This window comes from Tolypothrix campylonemoides VB511288_2, from assembly GCF_045999855.1.
GTDB classification, from domain to species: Bacteria; Cyanobacteriota; Cyanobacteriia; order Cyanobacteriales; family Nostocaceae; genus Scytonema; species Scytonema bouteillei_A.
Genome location: NZ_JBFPMW010000022.1, coordinates 58,421 through 78,828 on the forward strand (window position 1 = coordinate 58,421; position 20,408 = coordinate 78,828).

The following is a 20,408-nucleotide window of genomic DNA, read 5'->3' on the forward strand; positions in this document are numbered from 1 at the left end:
ACCTTATTTGACTTCTTACAAAAGTTAACTCAAAAATAAATTTCGGGCTTAAAGCTAAAGTCAGATAAAGTTTACTAGAGAAACTTTTTTATCCATTTTCTTTTAAGTTTAGCCTAAATTGTTATCAGATTTTGTAGCAAAAACATCCTGTTTATTAGCTACATTTCTGATTCATCAATTGGTTCTAGCAAATACAATTTCTAACTAATAGACAAAAAATATCTATGGATTACCAGAACTTTATTAACCAATTACCCGATTTCTATTACAACTGGAAGAAAGATTCAGTTTCTACGAAAACTAATAAATTTCAACACATATTACAGAAGGATCGAGATACAAAAACTACACCCAATCTTATGCAATTACTTAACTTTGCTGTAGATTGTATGGAGCCAGATGAAATTTATTGTGAGGTAGGTTGCTCTACGGGTGAAAATCTTATCGCTGCACTTCTAGACCATCCTAATCAGATGGCATATGCGGTGGATAATTTTTTGCAATACCAAAATAACGAAGAAGTTATTGATACGTTGAATAACAACTTATCCTGTTTTGCTTTAGAGGTACAAACATTAGTTTGCGCTCAAGATACCGAAGAATTTTTCTACGATTTACGAGAAATTGAGACAAACAATAAAATTGGTGTTTACTTTTACAATAGCGATAAGGACTACAGGTCGCAAATATTGAGTCTTCTTCTCATCAGACCGTTCCTTGCAGAGCAAGCAATTATCATTACCAGCAATAGTAATGCCATTTCTGTACAGCAAGCCAATTGGGATTTCATTGCTGCTCATTCTCAATGCAAAATACTATTAGACTTACCCACACATGAGGATAATTACAATACATTTTTGAATGGTATTCAGATTTTAAGTTGGGATACCACAAGAGATTATAACTACGATATTTCAGCTATTAAACAAGGGAATAATCAGGTATTTATCCAAGCTATTATCCAGTGGCAAGAGGAGCTTGATAATAAGAAAAAGGCACTAGACAACTTGCAAAGAGAAGCAGTAGCGTTACAACATTACGGATGCTATGAAGAAGCAGAAAAAAAGTACATGGAATTATTGGAGTGGGATAAGAATCAAGCAAGGATATGGTTAAATTTGGGGACTTTATACTATGCCACAAACCAAGATCGGAAAGCGCTAAATGCATTGCTTAAGTCTGTAGAGCTTGAACCATCAACATCTGTACCTTACTATACTATGGGCCTGGTACTGGAAAAAATTGGTGCCACTTCCCAGGCAATCAAGGCGTATGAGCAAGCGATCGCTTTGGAACCAGAAGCTGTTGACCCCTATAACAACCTAGGGAATATTTTGTTGGCACAAGGTGACCTAGACGAAGCAGAATCAATTTATCGACAAGCCATAGCAGCCAATCCCAAGCATTTTGGTAGTTATCTTAACTTGGGCAATGTTTTGATGGAACGGCAGCAAGTGGATGAAGCTGTGGAAGTGTATGAAAAGGCTCTTAATTTGAAGCCTCGTAATCCTGATGTTCTTTATAATTTGGGAGTTGCCCTAGAAGCTAAAAACGATCCAGCAGAGGCTGCCCTTCACTATGGCTACGCCTACTATCGTCAAGGAAAATATCAAGAAGCCATAGACCAGTATCAGGAGTTTCTCAAAACAAAAACAGGAGACGAAAATTTTTATATTGCTTTAGCTGAATGTTACCAAAACTTGGGTCAAGATGAAGAGGTTTTAAAAACATATAAAGAAGGAATTCAGCTTTACCCCAAATCTCCAGAACTGTATCTTTCTTTGTCATTAGCTTTACAAGAATTTGGACGTACTGAGGAGGCAATTGTAGTTGTAAGTGAAGCATCACAATTGTTACCACACATTACTATTTTACAATTAGAGAAGCAACGAATACTACCAATTCTTTATGATACTGAAGAGGAAGTAAATTTTTACAGACAGCGCTTTGCTCAAGGATTAGAAGAGTTGATTCAGCAAACATCTTTAGATACTCCTGAAGCCAGACAAAATGCTTTAATAGGTGTCGGTAGTAGAACAAATTTTTATCTACAGTATCAGTGTAAAAATGATGTAGAGTTACAAAAACGTTATGGTGAGTTTGTCGAAAAAGTTATGGCTGCTAACTACCCTCACTGGTCTAAACTCTTAGCAATACCATCTTTACACGAAGGAGAAAAAATTCGTGTTGGTTATGCCTCGTATTATTTAAGAAGTCATAATGGTGCTAGGTGGGCACTTGGGTGGATAAAAAATCACAATAGACAAGACTTTGAGATTTACTGTTACCATACAAGCCCAATTGTAGATGCTACAACTCAACAGTTCAAATTATTAGCTGATTTCTTTCATCACATACCAGATGATTTAGAAGCAGTTTGCGAGCGGATTGCAGCTGACAAACTACACATACTTATTTTTCCGGATATTGGTATGGCTCCACTTACAACTCAGATGGCAGGATTGCGACTAGCTCCCGTGCAATGTACAGCTTGGGGTCATGCTATTACCTCTGGATTGCCAACCATTGACTACTTCTTATCTGGGGATTTAATGGAACCAGACAACGCTCAAGAACATTATTCAGAGGAATTAGTTCGCTTACCCAACATCGGTCTTTGCTATCCCAACCCTGTTATTCCTCAACTTAACAAACACCGTTCGGACTTTCAGCTACGGGATGAGGCAATAATCTATTTATCTTGCCAATCTTTGTTTAAGTATTTACCACAATACGATTATGTATTCCCGTCAATCGCTCAAAAATTACCACAAGCGCAGTTTGCCTTTTTGGCTCACAAAAGCCTTCACATAACTGAAAAATTTAGCAAACGCCTACAACGTGCTTTTGCTAAATTTGGCTTAAATAGTAAAGAATATTGTGTGATTGTTCCCCGACAAAGTACGATTGGCTATTTAACCCTCAACTTGCTTTCAGATGTCTATTTAGATACTTTTGGTTGGTCAGGTGGTAATTCCACGTTAGAGGCGATCGCTTGTCATTTGCCAATTGTTACCTGCCCTGGTGAATATATGCGCGGTCTTCATTCTTATGGAATCTTAAAAATGCTGGGCGTAACAGACACAATTACTCAAAATGAAGAAGAGTATATTAATATGGCTGTTAAATTAGGGAGCGATCGGCAATGGAGAGATAGTATTGTTGAGCGAATGGACAAGCACCATTCCAATCTTTACTACGACAAAACTTGCGTGCTCGCACTTGACGATTTCTTTCGCCGTGTTATACAGCAAGGTTGCAATTGATTGTCAAAATTGAATGGCAATGGAAACAAATGTAGAGACGTTGTATGCAACGTCTCTACAAGTGTGAAATCTCCACAAACAATCCTTAACTGAACGGTCTTTACTCAGCTTCTAAATACCTCTGCCACATTTCCTCGTAAGCTTTCTCCATGTGACAAGTAAAGCGTTTCCCATTCCAAAGCGGTGCTGTAAGACGAGACTGCCGCAGTTGCCAAGCAATTTTTTGCCGCAAAGCTGAATCTTTTCCCAAGCGCACACCCCACTCTACGTATTCTTCATTAGTCCACGCAATACCTTCTGCCACACCAGCATTCATCATCATTGTGTAGCTATTACGAGCGGCAAATTGCTGCCCCACTTTCGTTACTAAAGGGACACACATCCATAAAGTTTCTAAAGTGGTAGTAGCTCCATTATAAGGGTAAGTATCTAACACTACATCAGCAATGTACAAATTGGCGCGGTGAACTGCTTCCAAAGCTACGTCTGGCAAAAAGCGCAGGCGTTCCGCATTCACACCTTCTTCTTGTGCTATTTGGATAAAAAAATCTTTTACCGCTTCTTCGTCAGCAAATCCTTTGATTAAAAAGTAGCTGTTTGGCACTTCTTTAAGAATTTGCATTTGCAACCTAACTGTCTTAGGATGCCGCTTGTAATTGCCCTGAGCACTGAGATAAACTACTGCATCATTGGGAATATCTAAGTGTTCCCGACGTAAACTTGGTATACCCACCTCAAAACCATCTACTGCAATGTAAGTTTCGGGCAAGCGCCAGATTTTTTCTGTATAGTAATTTTGAGCCGAATCCGGTAAAACATAGGGATCGGCTATGTAATAATCAATTGCTGGTATTCCTGAAGCATCCCACCCCAACCAAGTGACTTGAATAGGAGCTGGTTTCAGCGCCATAACCTCACAGCTAATGTCTAAAGTAATGCTGTCAAGATCGATCAAAATATCAATTTCATCTTCATAAATTTTCTTAGCGATTTCTCCACTATGTGTTCCTAGTTTGTGTGCTTTATCAACTTGATTGATATACCATTCTTGTAAAGGATGATAAGTATCCTTATAACAAACAAAATAGCCGTAAATTTCAAAGAGATCGCGGTTATGATGCTCAAATAACCACCGTGCTAACCATCCTACTGAATGTCTTTTTAAAAAAGCAGATAAATATCCAATTTTTAACTTTTTTTTACTCTTAGAATGTGTTTTTCTTAAAATTAATTGAGAATTATATTGTTTTCTTAGCTCTCTATTACTGTTTTGCAAACTAGATTGAAACAACTTGGCTACTTCATTTTGAATTAGCCTATTACTTTGGGCTTCGTCTCGCCAGTAGGGAAAGAAAAACGTTGAAGTTAGTAACCGAACCATATGTGGTTTATCCACCAAACTTGGCTGCTCCGCTATTAAGGACAACAGCAATGACTCATGCCTCTGAAACATTAAACTAGCTTCTTCCCAGTATCCACCTGCGTGCATTAAGCCACGCAGCACCATATGATTTGCCAGGACTTTGTCAAGCAAGTTTTCCATTAAGGAATAGTACTGCTTAGCTATCTCTATCCCTTTGGAATGTTCACCAGAATTTTGATAGAAAGCAGCTAAATGTCGCAAAACTTCTGGATTATCAGGAGCTATATCCAGACATAACTTTGCTATTCGTGCCCCTTGTGCAGGTTGCTGCATTGAGTATGCCACTGTAACTGATACCTGTAGCAAAATACGCAGCAGTGGTAGGGGCTCAATATAAGGTAGACAAGCTTGTGCAAATTCTAAAGATGCTGGAAACAGTGGTACAGAGTTCAGAATCTCCTGTAGAACTTGCAATAACAAATCAATATCTAACTCTATAAGAATATCTGCTTTAAGAAGTGGAATTAGTTCTAGAGCATTTAGCTCATCATTGGTTAACGTGTCCAGTTTAATAGCTAGTTGAGCCAAATGTAATAGATTGTTAATGTTTGTAGGCTGAATTTCTCTTATATGTTGCCGCAGTAACCAAGCTGTGGAATAATCTCTGAGTGTTAAGCGTCGTTGTGCCTCCGTTTCTAGCACAGACATTAATTCCACAGTCCACTGCTCTATCTCTGCTGGTTCTTGTTCTACTAATGCCATCAGCCAAGTTGTTTGCGCTTCTGCTTCGTGCCCCTGCAATAGCAATACTAACCCTAAATGCCAATAATGTGACTTAACATCCGGTTCTATAGCAATAGCCTGTTCGTAAAGCCGCGCACCCTGGTAGTAGTCTCCCTGAATGAGGCATTGATAAGCTTGGTTGTGTAAATCAACGCAATTACTAAAAGAAAATTTCAAAGTCATAATGGAAATTTAGGTAGCTTATTTCACTAATAAATAAAAATGGAAAAGTGAGTAGTATCAACTACCCACTTTTTCTTAAAACTTAACTCACAATGAAAGCAAGTGATACCAATTAGACAACCTAACTTCTGTCTATTTAATATCAGACATATTATTAGGACAAGCACCATTAGAAGAACCAGAGCCTATAACTTCGCCATCGTTAATTTTGTTAGCAATGGGTAATTTACCCTCACATAATGTGGCAAGAGTCAGTGGTTCGTTTATGCCAGCGACTAATTGAGTGGATGTGTAAACAACACCAGCATAAGATCTAAGTTTAGCCGCTCTAGCTCTAGCTCTATTGGTAACAAAGTTGCCAACATCACTGGCATTAGCTTCAAACACGTAGTTCTCACTAATCGTTTTGAGTCCGATACCTAATTCAGCAATCACTGTTGTGAATTGGTTATTGTTTTCTAAATAGAATGCTTGTTGAGCTCGGTTAATTGAACCAAGATTCTGTTTGGCTTCTGACTGTCTTGCTTTACTAACTTGATTGAGTAGCGAAGGTAAAGCAATAGCTGCCAATACACCGATAATAATGACTACGACTAGCAGTTCAATCAGAGTAAAACCTTCATCTTTTTTATTGCGGCGGTTCAGGTGATTGAGGAATTTAACTTGTAGTTCTGGCTTAAGCATGGGGGTCTCCTTAATATCTTTTTTTAGCTTCAAGGGTTGGATTTCGGTGTTCTAAAAAGAACTTACCCACCCCACATCCGTTCCATATCACTTTTAGTAAAAAATCTTTCTTGTTAAAAAAAGCATACGGGAAAAGCGGCTCTGGTCAAGGTTTTCGCTCTAGCAGCACATAACCGTGACTTTCCAACTTGGTCAGTAACTTCTGCAGTATCTGAAACGCTTCCTCGATCTTGACTGGCTCTAAAGTCACTGGATGTATGGGCCTAACTTTTGTCCACCTTTTCACTAAAGAGCTCATTGTCTGAGGCTCGTTAAGCAGTGGAACTAGGACAAGTGCTAAGGAACTATCAATACTGACAGGTGCTTGAGCCAATGACAAATGTTCCCTCATTTCAAATACTTTCATGTCTGTGGCGCAAGCTATCAAATCTTCTTTGAACTTCTCTGTCACAAGTTGAGGATGCAAATAAACCCATGCTTCTTCCCAGTCAGATACTGTCCATTCTGTTACTGGAACAAAGGATTCACCTCGATCTGGGTGACCACACCAAAAATCAAGCAATCGATGAATGGGGTGTAAAAGTTCAAAAATCTGTAACTGCTGCTCTACAGAAGCCTCTGGTAAGCTCATTGCCATAACAACAGGTAAATTATCAGGTTCTTTAAACAAATCTATTAAGTTCCACTGTCGCCAGTTCACCATACTGATAAATTCTAGTTCTGCCGCTCTCAAAGCAGTAAACAAATCGGTAATCGTATAACCTTTATCTCCTTGGAATAAGTAATTCATTAAAATACTTTCTTTGCTATCTTCTCCTTCATAGATAGAACTCCAGGTACTAGCTTTAAGGTTAACGTTCTCTTTGAGAGACTTCATAATTTCTTTAACAGCCTCTATCTCTATTTCTTCGGGATTGTCATCCATTAAGCCCATTATTGTGAAAACTTTTTGTGCCTGAAAAAAATTAACTCTTTGTATTGCACTGTGAAGATTGCTGCGAATTATGCCATTGGGTTGCAAAACTTCTTTCATCGCTTGTAAAGCAATGGCAGGATTAGGAAAGAGATAAAGAAGCTCATCACAATTTATATAATCAAATTTGTAATTTAGTTTTGGTAAATCCTCTACTGGTAAAACGTAAAATTCAGCATTGTCATATCCGTGATATGCCAATCGATGCCGCGCTAATTTAATAGATTCTTCCGAAATATCAATCCCAACAATTTTTGCTTCTGGATTGGCTTGTGCCAATACAAGCGATTTATAACCAGTGCCGCATCCTGCATCTAAAATGACTTTTTCTTTACTCTCTATAAATTTTTGATTTCTTAAATAGTAAGATGTAACTAAGTTATGAATGTAGAGTAAATTAGGGTTATCTTTAGGAGATTTATCTATGGGAATTCTTGGATAGGGCGCACTGTCAAATTGCTGTCGAATTTTCTCCACTAATTCAGATGATTGACTTGGCATGGAATGTTTCTCCTAAGCTAGGGTATGGAGGTATATTCCATGAGTGTTCCCAATTTTTTGGATTTCTAACACAAAAACCGCGATCGCTTTTAAAAGCAGAAGGACACAGAGTAGAAGAGAACAGATGAATCCGTGTTGCTTCCCCAAGCCCTCTGTCTACTACGCTTTAGGTATGATTCCCTCACTTCTGCCACCACTGCAGTTTGCTATGCTATACTAAGTCGTAGTCATTATGAGTTTACTTAAAGTATTATGAGCAACCCAACAGTAGAAAACGTAGTCATTATCGGTTCTGGTCCAGCAGGTTACACGGCTGCTATCTATGCTGGACGGGCTAACCTCAAACCTGTTGTCTTTGAAGGTTTCCAAGCTGGGGGATTACCTGGCGGTCAGTTGATGACGACAACTGAAGTTGAAAATTTTCCTGGATTTCCTGAAGGAATTACCGGACCTGAACTGATGGATCGCATGAAAGCTCAAGCGGAACGCTGGGGAGCTGAACTATATACTGAAGATGTTATTGAAGTTGATTTCAGCCAGCGTCCTTTTACAGTCCGCTCTGAAGAACGAGAATTTAAAACCCATAGTGTTATTATCGCCACTGGCGCAACTGCAAAACGCCTGGGACTACCCCTCGAACACGAGTTTTGGAGCCGGGGTATTTCTGCTTGTGCGATCTGCGATGGTGCTACACCTATATTCCACGGTGCAGAATTGGCTGTGGTTGGTGGCGGTGACTCGGCTGCAGAAGAAGCCATTTACCTAACTAAGTACGGCTCTAAAGTGAATTTGCTAGTTCGTTCTGATAAGATGCGGGCTTCTAAAGCCATGCAAGACCGCGTTTTAAGTAACTCCAAAATTGTCGTTCACTGGAACACCGAACCCGTAGATATTTTTGGTAACAAGAACCACATGGAAGGTGTAAAAATTCGCAACACCAAAACGGGTGGAGAAAGCGAACTGCACGTTAAGGGGTTATTCTACGCTATCGGTCACAAGCCCAATACCTCCTTATTTAAGGAACAACTGGAACTCGATGAAGTTGGGTACATTCTCACCAAACCCAATTCTCCAGAAACCAGTGTCGAAGGTGTTTTCGCTGCAGGTGACGTACAAGACCACGAGTACCGTCAAGCTATTACGGCTGCAGGTAGTGGTTGTACAGCAGCAATGCTAGCAGAACGCTGGTTGTCTTCTAACGGATTGATTCAGGAATTCCATCAAAAACCTGAAACTCCAAATAATGAGTTAGAACACCCCGCGAAGAAAACAGAAGCGCAGCAAGAAAGCGAATTTAATATTGACTCAACTCGCCATGAAGGAAGTTATGCTTTACGCAAACTCTTCCATGATAGCGATCGCCTTCTGATTGTCAAATACGTTGCTCCGGGCTGCGGTCCCTGTCACACCCTCAAACCAATACTCAACAAAGTTGTCGATGAATTTGACGGCAAAATTCACTTTGTTGAAATCGATATTGATAAAGACAGAGATATAGCCGAAAATGCAGGTGTCACCGGGACTCCAACAATTCAGTTCTTCAAGAATAAAGAGTTATTGAAAGAACTCAAAGGCGTCAAGCAAAAAAGTGAGTATCGCCAGTTAATTGCTAGCAACTTGTAGTTCTGTGGCTTTCCCATCATCTGACTTTTTTCTTGTCTTGTGGAACGGGCGTCTCGCCCGTTTTTGTCTAACAATAAACGATTCCCCCTAACCCCGCTTTTCAGGGTGATTGAGGGGGAGCGGAAAATGTCGTTAGGCTTTACGTCCTTTCCGCATCACAAAAACTATCCCACCTGCTACTTTATATTAAGTTATTAATTGGACGACTTCTATGACTCTTTCGATGATAACAGAACCCCTTCCTTTAGAACTAAATACTGATGGTGTAGTAAGAGTTGGCAGAACGCGAGTCACCCTAGATACAGTTGTTGCAGCCTTCAATCAAGGATCGACTGCTGAGGAAATTGTGTTGCAGTATCCGTCCTTGCAGCTTGCCGATGTTTATGCTGTCATCAGCTACTACTTACGACATCAACAGGAAGTTGAAACTTACTTACAACAAAGGCAGCAACGTGCAAATGAGATTCGCCAATTGAATGAGGCTCAGTTTGACCCTCAAGGTGTTCGCGATCGCCTGTTATCTCGTCGTCCAAAGCAATCATAAATATCGGGGGTCACCATCTCAAATTAATTTGTGTGTTTGCTCCATTGCATAAAGCTCCCCGATATGTAAAATGGTCACTTGTATTCAGAAGTTATTGCCCCTATTTCCTTCTTTATATAAATGACCGTTACAAAAACTCCTAAATCACGATTTTTTCGCTTTGCTAAAAATCCAACCCTGTCCCAGCAACTCATGTGGATTGGGCTAGGCATTACTCTATTTTTCATCTTTATTGCCATCTTCACCCCTGTATTTCAAAACTTGGGATGGCTTCAAAGTCCCACCTCTACTAGGGGTAACTCCGTTCAGCAGCCACCGTCCCTCGAACATTGGTTTGGGACGAGCCGTCAAGCTTATGATGTATTTTCGCGAACTCTATTCGGCGCTCAAGCCGCTTTGCAAGTTGTCGTACTAGCGACAGCTTTAAGCATGGTCATTGGTGTACCTTTGGGGATGGTCAGTGGTTATGCAGGCGGTCAGTTGGATAAAGCTTTGCTGTTTCTCATGGATAGCATCTACACTCTACCAGGTCTGCTGCTTTCAGTTACCCTGGCATTTGTTGTGGGAACTGGAATACTCAATGCAGCGATCGCTATCAGTATTGCTTACATCCCTCAATATTACCGTGTTGTCCGCAATCATACTGTCAGTGTAAAAACAGAAGTCTTCATTGAAGCAGCACAAGCCATGGGTGCTGACACATGGCAAGTTCTTTCCCGGTATCTATTTTTCAACGTTATTCAAAGCGTACCCGTTCTCTTTACCCTGAATGCTGCTGACGCTATTTTGACATTGGGAGGCTTGGGCTTTTTAGGCTTGGGGTTACCTCCTGGAGCACCAGAATGGGGACAAGATTTAAGAAGAGCATTGGATGCACTACCCACAGGTATTTGGTGGACTGCTCTTTTTCCTGGGTTAGCTATGACATTAATGGTTGTAGGGTTATCGCTGCTGGGAGAAGGTTTAAACGACTTTGTCAATCCCCGTTTGCGAAAACAGATTCGGCAGTAGAGTCGATTTTTGTTAAGCTATCTTGAAAATGGGGATTGTAGAGTTAAGCGTTACAGAAGAGGGATTGCCATTTTTAGTTGTGAGCTATTGCTTCTGGCATTCTTAGCAAATGTGGAAACTCTCTATAGATTTACCACTAACCCAGTTTGCCAATACCAATTTGAAAAAACTATATGGCAGATAGTTGGATGCAATTGAGTCTAGGCAACGCTTTCCCAATCCAAAATCCACTCATCTCAAATTCAAAATGGTATAACCTATTATTTGTTCTATTCTTACTGAGAAATTTGTATGAAAGATAACTTATCTCTAATAGCAGCGACTGCTGGTGGTTTTATGCTTTCTGTTGCCCTTTCTGGCATCTTACATGGTAACCCGGTATTATCATTGCAAAGCCAACCCAATTTTCATTCTCTGACTGTTACCACCTTTCGCCCCGCAACTCGTGAGAAAAATGAGGACACTGAATTTTTTAACGACGGTGGAAATAGTTGATTGAGGGTTTGCTTTGTGCCAATATGCCCGGTAACTGCTTTGTGTAAGGATTTATAAGGTGGAACATTCTCAAGTAATTGGTATTGACTTGGGGGGAACGGCAATCAAACTGGGGCGTTTTGCTACTGATGGTTCTTGTTTGCGATCGCTCACTGTAGCAACGCCTCAACCCGCGACACCACTACCAGTTGTCACAGCTATCGTTAATGCGATCGCTCAAGTCGATCCAGAACAACAAGCAACCGCCATCGGAATTGGAACCCCCGGACCGTCAGATGCAGCCGGACGCATTGCTAAAATCGCTATCAACTTACCAGAGTGGCGCGATGTTCCTTTAGCTGATTGGTTGGAAGCAAAAACAGGTAAGCCAACTATTGTAGAAAACGATGCGAATTGTGCCGGTTTGGGCGAAGCTTGGCTGGGTGCGGGGCGTCGTTTTAAAAATTTTATTCTGCTAACATTAGGTACTGGAGTTGGTGGAGCAATTATCCTGGATGGTCAACTGTTTGCTGGGCATTACGGTGCTGCTGGCGAACTGGGATTAATTACTCTTATCCCAGACGGTCCGGTATGCAACAGTGGAAATCAAGGATCTTTAGAGCAATATGTTTCGGTAACTGCTATTCGCCGCCGCACGGGAAAGGAACCAGAAGAATTAAGTGCTTTAGCAAAAGCGGGAGATCCTGAAGCATTGATATTTTGGCAAGAATATGGTAAGCAACTGGCAGCAGGATTGGCAACCTTGATTTACGTGCTGACACCAGAAGCGGTTGTGATTGGTGGTGGAGTCAGCGCATGTGCCGAATTTTTCCTATCAACAGTCCGTGCTGAAATTGAGCGCCGAGTGGTTCCTGCTTCACGCGTTGGGCTGCATATATTACCAGCAGAGTTAGGTAATGCAGCCGGGATGGTTGGTGCAGCGAAGTTGGCATTTTTGAAATTGGGGATTAGACAATAGTTATTGCTCCCTATCCCACTAACCCTTCATCTCCCATAAATAACCTGTTGTCTTTTGAATATATTCCACCACAATCTCATAGGACTCTGGATTACTGATAGGGTGGATAATAATTGGGATAGTACTGTCTGGGAGCCAAAAAGTTATCCTACCGTTTGGTTCTCTACAAAAAGAACTGATTTTGTCAAGGTTAACCACGTACTCATTTCGTTCGTAAAGGATTTTTACCCAATAACCTCTGTTAAATCCCACTCCCGTTACGTATTCTACATAGTTCAGAATTTTTTGATAATCTTCTAAGTTACTTTGAGGGTTGATAATAACTGGAATGGCGCAATCGGGTAACCAGAACGTAATCCTGCCATTACGTTCGCAGCAAAAAGCAGTCACGTGCTCAAAATTGACTACGTATTCATTTCTCTCATAGTAAATTTTTACCCAGTATGCCACAAAAGTTCCTCATTTAATTTGGCTAATAGCTAATGGTTAATCGCTAATAGAAAACTGACAATTAGCTATTAGCTATTAGCAATTGTTCTTAAAAGACTTCTACAGGTTTTTGTGTATCAAAAGATACGTTTGCTCGTGCTACGGCAGCTTGGATAAAACCTTTGAACAAAGGATGGGGTACACTAGGGCTCGATTGAAACTCCGGATGAAATTGGCAAGCAATAAAGAAGGGGTGTTCGGGTAATTCAATAATCTCTACAAGACGTCCATCAGGCGAAGTTCCACTGATAACATAGCCTGTGTCTACAAACAAATTGCGGTAAGCATTGTTGAATTCGTAGCGGTGTCTGTGACGTTCGTAAATGACTTCTTCTTCATAAAGCTTGTATGCTAGGGAATTTGGCAGTAAACGACAGGGATACAAACCCAAGCGCATTGTTCCGCCCAAATCAATGACATCTTGTTGCTCTGGTAACAAGTTGATGACTGGGTTATCGGTATGGGGATCAAATTCAGCACTATTGGCATCTTTTAATCCGCCAACATCTCTTGCCCATTCAATCACGGAACATTGCATTCCCAAACACAAACCTAAGAAGGGGATTTGGGATTGACGGGCGTATTTTATTGCTGCTATCTTGCCATCCACTCCTCGGACGCCAAAACCACCAGGTACAACTATGCCATCTACACCTTCCAAAAATTTTTCATATCCCTCGGTTTCCAATTTTTCTGAGTTCACCCAACGCAGGTGCAGTTCGCTACTGATAGCTATTGCTGCATGGCGCAGTGCTTCTACTACAGAAAGATAGGCATCGCTTAATTGCACGTACTTACCTACGATCGCAATTTCTATCCGGTGTGTGGGACTGTGCATCTTCTGCACTAATGTCTGCCACTGTAACAAATTCGGTGTCCGTTGCTCCATATTCAGCAACTCTAAAGTTTGCTGCGCCAATCCTTCTTTTTCTAGAATGAGCGGTACTTCATAAATACTTTTGGCATCTTGGGACGTAATCACGCATTCTACAGGGACATCACAAAACTCCGATAATTTGTGTTTTAATGATGCCGGAACTGGGCGATCGCACCGACAAATTAAGATGTCGGGTTGAATCCCAATCGATCTGAGTTCTTTTACCGAGTGCTGCGTAGGCTTGGTTTTCATTTCACCTGCTGAAGCAATCCACGGCATCAGCGTCACGTGCATATACAGTACGTTATGCCGTCCGACATCTTTTCGGAATTGGCGGATTGCTTCTAAAAAGGGCAATGATTCAATATCGCCTACCGTACCTCCTATTTCTGTAATAACCACGTCGGGGTTTGTATCTTTAGCAACTCTGACAATTCGCTCTTTAATTTCATTAGTAATGTGAGGAATCACCTGTACCGTGCCGCCATTATAATCACCGCGACGCTCTTTGTTAATCACAGCTTGGTAAATTGACCCTGTAGTCACGCTGTTCAATCGCGACATTGAAGTATCGGTAAAACGTTCGTAATGTCCCAAATCTAAATCTGTTTCTGCCCCATCTTGAGTCACAAATACCTCACCATGTTGGAAGGGACTCATTGTACCGGGATCGACATTAATATACGGGTCGAGCTTGAGAATTGACACGGAATAATCGCGAGATTTGAGCAACCGTCCCAGACTTGCTGCTACAATTCCTTTACCAATACTAGAAACAACGCCGCCAGTAACAAATACAAACTTAGTCATAGGATTTCAAATGCCTTTGAAGTAGGAAGTATAAAGTATGAAGTATAAAGTATGAAGCATGAATTACAATGTACTTCATTTATAGTTCATTCTTTATCCTCGATCCTTCGTCCTTATTTTTGTAAACTATTATTCTATTTTGACGTGAAATCAGTACTAGCATTAGTCATAATAAGTTCTATAGTTGTTACCTCCAATATAGTTTTGGCTCAAGAGCAATCCCTCAAGATTGTTTATCCACCAGCAAAATACCAAACGAGCGCTCGCAAGGTATTTTTTATTGGTACAGCACCATCTAATGGACAAGTGACGATCAATGGTAAGCCCATCACTCGCAGCAAATCCGGTCATTTTGCTCCAAGTTTCCCCTTAGAATTGGGAGAAAATACTTTTAATATCCGCTATCAGGAGCAAGAAGTCCAAATTAAGGTGACAAGAGTTTCCTCTCAACCGGAACTGTTGCAAGGGCTAGTCTTTGCTAAAGATTCTCTAACTCCTGCAGTAGATACTGCTAAACTTCCAGGGGAACTCATCTGTTTTAGCGCAATAGCTGCCCCAAGTGCTAGTGTTTCTGTCAAGCTGGGAAATCAAACAATTCCTCTGTTACCCCAGCCACAAATGTCGCAACTTCCACCTAACTCGGCTGCTTTAACCGGACAAAATCAACCATCTGTTCAAACTCAAACGGATAAGTATGCGGGTTGTACAACGGTGACAGAATCCGGCAATATGGGACAACCTGAGTTTCAATTGACACGGGATGGTAAGACAATCACTCAACAAAGTTCTGGAAAAATTACCGTCCTCTCACCCGCACAATTGGAAGTTGTTGAGGTAACAGCAGATTCAGGGGTAGCTCGCACCGGACCAAGTTCGGATTATTCGAGGCTGACACCTTTACCCAAAGGAACTCAAGCAACAATCATCGGGAGACAAGGTGAGTGGTTGCGGTTGGATTATGGTGCTTGGATTAACAGCAAAGAAACTCGCGTGCTCAAGGGGGCTGTTCCTCCAAGCACAATTATTCGGAGTTTGGGATATCGCAAACTTTCCGGTATGACGGAAATGGTTTTTCCCCTGCAAGTTCCGGTGCCTGTAAGCGTACAGCAGAGCGATCGCAATTTTACACTCACTCTTCATCATACAACTGCCCAAACTGATATCATCCGTTTGGATGATGACCCTGTCATTTCTCGCTTAGATTGGCAACAACTACCTGCTTTGCCACAGGGAGGACAAGGAGGAGTCCAATATTCTTTTCGCCTCAAATCCGATCGACAGTGGGGTTACAAGCTGAGGTACGAAGGTACAAGTCTGATTTTGGCTTTACGGCATCCTCCCAAAGTCAGAGAGAAAAAACAACAAAAACCGCTAACAGGTATTAAAATTCTGATCGATCCGGGACACGGCGGGAAAGAGTCTGGCGCATCAGGACCGACTGGTTTTTTAGAAAAAGATGTTAACTTGATTGTCTCTAAATTATTGCGCGATGAGTTGGTGAAGCGTGGGGCGACGGTGGTCATGACGCGAGAAGACGATCGCGAAGTCTCTTTAGCAGATCGAGTTGCTGCGATCGACAAAGAAGAGCCAACTGTTGCTTTTTCCGTACATTATAATTCACTACCGGATGAGGGTGATGCTGAAAATACTCAGGGAGTGGGAACTTTTTGGTACCATCCCCAAGCTCACGACTTAGCTATTTTCATGCACAATTATATAGTGAGAGAGTTAGGACGTCCTTCTTATGGCGTGTTCTGGGATAATTTAGCACTGACACGTCCTTTTAGTGCGCCTTCAGTCTTGTTAGAGTTAGGTTTTATGAGTAACCCTAATGAATTTGAGTGGGTAACTGACTCGAGCGAGCAAAAGAAGTTAGCAAAAGTCGTCGCTGATGGAATTGTTGAGTGGTTTGCAACTGATGCTAAAAAATGAGCTAATTCTCGTATCATACAATAAGCGCACTTTATTTAGGCAAAGCTTTTTTCGCTTGAAATAAATTATCTATATAAACTCAAAAACATCTTTTTTCTTTTACAAAAACAAGAAGTTTCCACACTTTTCCTACTTTTATGACTTGCAAGCAAGTATAGTACTTTGGAAATATACCTAAGGTGTTAATACCCGTCAAAATATTCACTATAGTAGGCACAAAGAATCCTTCTAACCTCCAGCACTCAACCTTTCCAATTTTTGGATCTTTCATCCGGTTATGTTTGATAAGGTTAAATTTGAAATCATAAAACTTTTAAGTTCTTGACCGAGAAACTTACTTTTATTACCTTTATTACTTTAAGAATTAAAGCAGTAAAGTTCACAGTTTCTTTAAAAAAGTTTCCGGGTTTCTACTTGAAATTGCAGAAGATAAAAGCTATAGTTGGTTTCGACAATACTTAACAAAAAACACTTAGTATCCTTAAACCCAAAGCAACAGCTAACTAACAGCAGATTAAAATATTAATGTGTTTGAAGTTACAATTTTTTGTGCAGTTGTAAGTGGTTGTACTTGAGGTTTAAAGTGTAACAGTTAAGTAGTCATTGCAGTATAGAAAGGTTTGAAAAATTATGCGACCTCTCTGTGCATTTACCAACATTGTGAGGACATTAAGTGTTATGGACAGCAAAACTGGATTCACTGCTTTTGCGATCGCGGATAACGGTAGTGTAACGATCCCAAGGAGATGGAGTTGCGTGTTTCCAATGCAGTAGCACAAGTTCCTACACAATAAAGTGAGACAAAAATTGCCAGAAGGCAAAAAAGCTTTATTTAAAGTGCAAAATTTTACTCTCTGTCCTCTATATAGCCCGAAGAGTTGGTTGATATTCGGTCAAAGATGTGAAAATCAAAGTTGAAATCATGCCTTTTGACGCATATTAAAGAATTATATTTGATGAATTGAAAGAGAGTTCATGCTATAAGGTCAAAGTGTTTGCATAATAATTTCAATGTCATCTGAAATTTTGCATTGAATTTGATAGGTGGGGAAGTTTTATGGAAGAAACAAAAGGCCATCAAGAAGAAATAGATATTCAAAAGTATTTGCTAGTTATACAGCGTCGCTGGCATATTGTTGCAGGAGTTATGCTTGTTTCAATGGTACTATCGGGACTGGGTATATACTTGCAAAAACCAAAGTACCAAGCCACTGGAATACTTCTTATCCAATCAGATAGAACTTCTTCGCTGACCAAAGCAGGGGAGAAAATAGGACATCTTGAATCACTGATGCGTGAGGGTAACCCATCAGATACCCAAGCTGTAGTTGTAACCTCTGCTCCAATTTTACAACAAGTTATTGACAAATTAGCATTAAAAAATAATGACGGGACTCCGCTACAGCCAGAAGACCTTGAAATTAAGGTAGATCCAGTTGTAGGGACAGATGTTTTGAAGGTTTCCTACACTGCAAAAGCTCCCAATCTAGCAGCAAATGTTGTTAACCTAGTGATGCAAGCTTATGTTAACAATAATATTCAATCGAACCAAGAGCAAGTCCTTGCTGCTGGAGAATTTATTAAAAAGCAATTGCCTTATGCTCGGGCAGATTTAGAACGAGCATCAGAAGCGCTGCGCCAGTTTAAAACTAGCAATAAGATCGTCGAGCTAAAACAGGAGGCAACTTCTGCTATTAGCAATGTTGCCCAGCTCGATGACACAATTAATCAAGCTCAGGCAGAACTTGCTGAAGTGAGCGCCGAACAAGCAAAAGTTTTAAACCAACTCAAATTAGCCGGACAGGATGCAGTGGAAATAACATCCTTGAACCAGATACCGGGCGTACAAGATGTTTTAACTGAATTGCAAAAAGTCCAAACAAAGCTGGCAAATGAAAGAGCACGCTACACTGAGAAACATCCATCTGTTGTTAACTTAGAAAATGAAGAAGTTACCCTGAAGGCTCTACTGAAACAGCGAGTCGGTGAGACTGCTGGCTCCCAACGCGAGATTTCCACCGATAAATTGCAGTTAGGTAAGATCAAGCAGGATATGACCGTTGAGTATGCCAACTTGGAGAAAAAACGGCAAGGTTTGGAAGAGAAAATAAAGTCTTTGTCTGATATCAGAAATGGATACAAACAAAGGCTGACAGTTATGCCGAATTTGGAGAAAAAACACGGAGATCTAGAGCGCAGATTAGATCTGGCTCAGAAGAATTACGAAAACCTGACATTAAGATTGCAGGAAATCCAAGTTGCAGAGAAGCAAACTGTTGGAAATGCTAGAATCATTCAACCAGCTCAACTGCCCCAAAAACCAGCGCTGTCTAAATTGACATTACTTTTACCCGTGGGGGGTATATTGGGCGGGCTACTACTTGGTGTTGCTGCTGCGTTTTTTGTAGACCTAGTAGACAGATCGCTAAAAACAGCTAAGGAAGCTGAAGAATTTTTCAAATACACTGTACTTGGCTTAATACCAACCTTTGAATCTAGCACCAAATCATCAAGCGAATCTAGCACCAAATCATCAAGCGATCGCTTGATGGGCGAAGCGACTTCTCCTCGAGTGATTGTAGCGACTTCTCCTCGAACCGTCGTTCATGAAGCATACCAAATGCTTCAAGCAAACTTAAAGTTTATCAGTCACAAGCGACTTCGCACCATTGTAGTTACCAGTTCTGTTCCGGGAGAGGGCAAATCAGAAGTTTCTGCCAATTTAGCAGCGGTACTCGCTCAGTCAGAAAGAAAAGTTTTACTGATTGATGCAGATATGCGCCTACCATCCCAACATCACATCTGGGGTTTGATTAACTCAGTCGGTTTAAGTAACGTTATTGTTGCTCAGGATGAATTTTCTCAGGCTGTACAAGAAGTGACAAGTCACTTATCTGTCCTGACTGCAGGGGTTCAACCTCCCAATCCTCTAGCTTTAATTGATTCAGAACGCATGACCTCTCTGATTCAAATGTTTTCTGAAACTTATGACTACATCGTAATTGATACCCCTCCTTTAGTAGGGACTGCAGATGCTGCCATTTTAGGAAAAATGGCAGACGGAGTTTTGTTGGTGGTTCGACCTGGTGTTGTTGATTCTAGAAGTGCTACAGCAGCAAAATCTCTTCTAGAACGTTCTGAAGCTAACATTTTAGGAATTGTTGCTAACGCTGTTAAAGTGAAGCACGAGCCTAACAGTTACTTCTATTATGCCGATCCTCGCACCGGACAAAGTGTAACAGAAGCTGAAGTGGAGAGTGAACGATGGGTGTACAAATAAACTCTGTACCAAAGATCGAGATATCTGAAGCTTCAGATCTTGGTCTTTGGCAACAAATAAAAGAAGACTGGATTGCTCATGGAAAAGATTGGACCAAGCCGGGATTTCGAGCAGTAGCAGTTCACCGTTTTGGTGTCTGGAGAATGACAATTAAACCCAAACTTTTACGAGCACCTTTCAGCATTCTTTATGGAATGCTGTATCGTAAAGTTCGGAATCAGTACGGGATTGAGTTGCCTTACACTGTTGAACTTGGTCGTCGCGTCATTGTTGAACATCAGGGAGATATAGTTATTCACGGATACTGCGCTATTGGTGACGACAGTATTATTCGCCAAGGAGTGACTTTGGGGCTTCGTTATCTAGATCGTCCGTTTGAAGCACCCAAGCTAGGTAAACGCGTGAATGTTGGTGCTGGGGCCAAAATCTTTGGCGATGTCTCTATTGGAGATAACGCAAATATTGGTGCTAACGCTGTAGTTCTGTGCGATGTTCCACCTGGAGCAACAGCTGTAGGGATACCTGCAAAAATTCTTGTTAGAGGTTAGTTGTTAGTGATAAGCAAGTAGGTTGGGTGGGTATGACCCACCGATAAATGTTGGTGGTTATAGCCCGTCCTTGCCGTAAAATCCGAAA

General features: G+C 40.9%; 14 protein-coding genes. 9 read left to right on the plus strand and 5 right to left on the minus strand.

Annotated elements, in window-relative coordinates; genetic code table 11:
* Window positions 1-224 precede the first annotated feature (224 nt).
* Window positions 225-3,266 (plus strand): O-linked N-acetylglucosamine transferase, SPINDLY family protein, encoded by a 3,042-nt coding sequence (locus tag AB0756_RS38455; protein ID WP_038079606.1) that lies wholly within the window; start codon window positions 225-227, stop codon window positions 3,264-3,266.
* 100 nt (window positions 3,267-3,366) lie between these two features.
* Here the strand turns inward: AB0756_RS38455 and AB0756_RS38460 are convergent, their stop codons facing one another.
* The 3 genes from AB0756_RS38460 to AB0756_RS38470 all read right to left on the minus strand — a co-directional run bounded on the left by AB0756_RS38460 (window position 3,367) and on the right by AB0756_RS38470 (window position 7,753).
* Window positions 3,367-5,595 carry an O-linked N-acetylglucosamine transferase, SPINDLY family protein gene (locus AB0756_RS38460; RefSeq protein WP_038079601.1) on the minus strand — a complete coding sequence of 743 codons (2,229 nt, stop codon included), beginning with the start codon at window positions 5,593-5,595 and terminating at the stop codon, window positions 3,367-3,369.
* A gap of 132 nt (window positions 5,596-5,727) precedes the next feature.
* Window positions 5,728-6,279: a type IV pilin protein gene (locus tag AB0756_RS38465; protein ID WP_038079595.1), complete on the minus strand. Its 552-nt coding sequence runs from the start codon at window positions 6,277-6,279 to the stop codon at window positions 5,728-5,730.
* A gap of 145 nt (window positions 6,280-6,424) precedes the next feature.
* Window positions 6,425-7,753, minus strand: a complete 1,329-nt coding sequence (locus AB0756_RS38470) for a class I SAM-dependent methyltransferase (protein ID WP_038079592.1) — start codon at window positions 7,751-7,753, stop codon at window positions 6,425-6,427.
* Window positions 7,754-8,005: 252 nt separating this feature from the next.
* Here AB0756_RS38470 and trxB point away from each other — a divergent pair, with 252 nt between their 5' ends.
* The 5 genes from trxB (at window position 8,006) to AB0756_RS38495 (ending at window position 12,384) form a co-directional block, all read left to right on the plus strand.
* Window positions 8,006-9,376 (plus strand): thioredoxin-disulfide reductase, encoded by a 1,371-nt coding sequence (gene trxB / locus AB0756_RS38475; RefSeq protein ID WP_038079585.1) that lies wholly within the window; start codon window positions 8,006-8,008, stop codon window positions 9,374-9,376.
* A 211-nt stretch (window positions 9,377-9,587) separates the two neighbouring features.
* Window positions 9,588-9,920 carry a DUF433 domain-containing protein gene (locus tag AB0756_RS38480; protein ID WP_038079583.1) on the plus strand — a complete coding sequence of 111 codons (333 nt, stop codon included), beginning with the start codon at window positions 9,588-9,590 and terminating at the stop codon, window positions 9,918-9,920.
* A 120-nt stretch (window positions 9,921-10,040) separates the two neighbouring features.
* Window positions 10,041-10,931 (plus strand): ABC transporter permease, encoded by an 891-nt coding sequence (locus tag AB0756_RS38485; protein WP_038079581.1) that lies wholly within the window; start codon window positions 10,041-10,043, stop codon window positions 10,929-10,931.
* A gap of 291 nt (window positions 10,932-11,222) precedes the next feature.
* The gene (locus tag AB0756_RS38490; protein WP_038079578.1) at window positions 11,223-11,426 is read left to right on the plus strand and encodes a hypothetical protein; all 204 of its coding nucleotides are present in this window, start codon (window positions 11,223-11,225) and stop codon (window positions 11,424-11,426) included.
* Window positions 11,427-11,484: 58 nt separating this feature from the next.
* Window positions 11,485-12,384 carry an ROK family protein gene (locus tag AB0756_RS38495; protein WP_038079574.1) on the plus strand — a complete coding sequence of 300 codons (900 nt, stop codon included), beginning with the start codon at window positions 11,485-11,487 and terminating at the stop codon, window positions 12,382-12,384.
* 18 nt (window positions 12,385-12,402) lie between these two features.
* Here AB0756_RS38495 and AB0756_RS38500 read toward each other — a convergent pair whose 3' ends face one another.
* On the minus strand, window positions 12,403-12,834 hold the full coding sequence (locus tag AB0756_RS38500; protein WP_038079568.1) for a hypothetical protein: 432 nt from the start codon (window positions 12,832-12,834) through the stop codon (window positions 12,403-12,405).
* An 88-nt stretch (window positions 12,835-12,922) separates the two neighbouring features.
* The gene (locus AB0756_RS38505) at window positions 12,923-14,560 is read right to left on the minus strand and encodes a CTP synthase (RefSeq protein WP_038079564.1); all 1,638 of its coding nucleotides are present in this window, start codon (window positions 14,558-14,560) and stop codon (window positions 12,923-12,925) included.
* Between the two features lie 144 nt (window positions 14,561-14,704).
* Between AB0756_RS38505 and AB0756_RS38510 the strand changes: the two genes are divergently transcribed.
* The 3 genes from AB0756_RS38510 (at window position 14,705) to AB0756_RS38520 (ending at window position 20,320) form a co-directional block, all read left to right on the plus strand.
* Window positions 14,705-16,492 (plus strand): N-acetylmuramoyl-L-alanine amidase, encoded by a 1,788-nt coding sequence (locus tag AB0756_RS38510; protein WP_038079562.1) that lies wholly within the window; start codon window positions 14,705-14,707, stop codon window positions 16,490-16,492.
* A 1,057-nt stretch (window positions 16,493-17,549) separates the two neighbouring features.
* Window positions 17,550-19,772, plus strand: coding sequence for a GumC family protein (locus tag AB0756_RS38515; RefSeq protein WP_038079549.1), 2,223 nt, complete (start codon window positions 17,550-17,552; stop codon window positions 19,770-19,772).
* On the plus strand, window positions 19,757-20,320 hold the full coding sequence (locus AB0756_RS38520; RefSeq protein WP_038079547.1) for a serine O-acetyltransferase: 564 nt from the start codon (window positions 19,757-19,759) through the stop codon (window positions 20,318-20,320). The genes AB0756_RS38515 and AB0756_RS38520 overlap by 16 nt, the downstream gene beginning before the upstream one ends.
* Window positions 20,321-20,408: the final 88 nt, after the last annotated feature.

Coding starts and splice junctions, on each gene's coding strand:
- AB0756_RS38455 (WP_038079606.1), top strand. CDS start 225: ATGGATTACCAGAACTTTATTAACCAATTACCCGATTTCTATTACAAC.
- AB0756_RS38460 (WP_038079601.1), bottom strand. CDS start 5,595: ATGACTTTGAAATTTTCTTTTAGTAATTGCGTTGATTTACACAACCAA.
- AB0756_RS38465 (WP_038079595.1), bottom strand. CDS start 6,279: ATGCTTAAGCCAGAACTACAAGTTAAATTCCTCAATCACCTGAACCGC.
- AB0756_RS38470 (WP_038079592.1), bottom strand. CDS start 7,753: ATGCCAAGTCAATCATCTGAATTAGTGGAGAAAATTCGACAGCAATTT.
- trxB (WP_038079585.1), top strand. CDS start 8,006: ATGAGCAACCCAACAGTAGAAAACGTAGTCATTATCGGTTCTGGTCCA.
- AB0756_RS38480 (WP_038079583.1), top strand. CDS start 9,588: ATGACTCTTTCGATGATAACAGAACCCCTTCCTTTAGAACTAAATACT.
- AB0756_RS38485 (WP_038079581.1), top strand. CDS start 10,041: ATGACCGTTACAAAAACTCCTAAATCACGATTTTTTCGCTTTGCTAAA.
- AB0756_RS38490 (WP_038079578.1), top strand. CDS start 11,223: ATGAAAGATAACTTATCTCTAATAGCAGCGACTGCTGGTGGTTTTATG.
- AB0756_RS38505 (WP_038079564.1), bottom strand. CDS start 14,560: ATGACTAAGTTTGTATTTGTTACTGGCGGCGTTGTTTCTAGTATTGGT.
- AB0756_RS38515 (WP_038079549.1), top strand. CDS start 17,550: ATGGAAGAAACAAAAGGCCATCAAGAAGAAATAGATATTCAAAAGTAT.
- AB0756_RS38520 (WP_038079547.1), top strand. CDS start 19,757: ATGGGTGTACAAATAAACTCTGTACCAAAGATCGAGATATCTGAAGCT.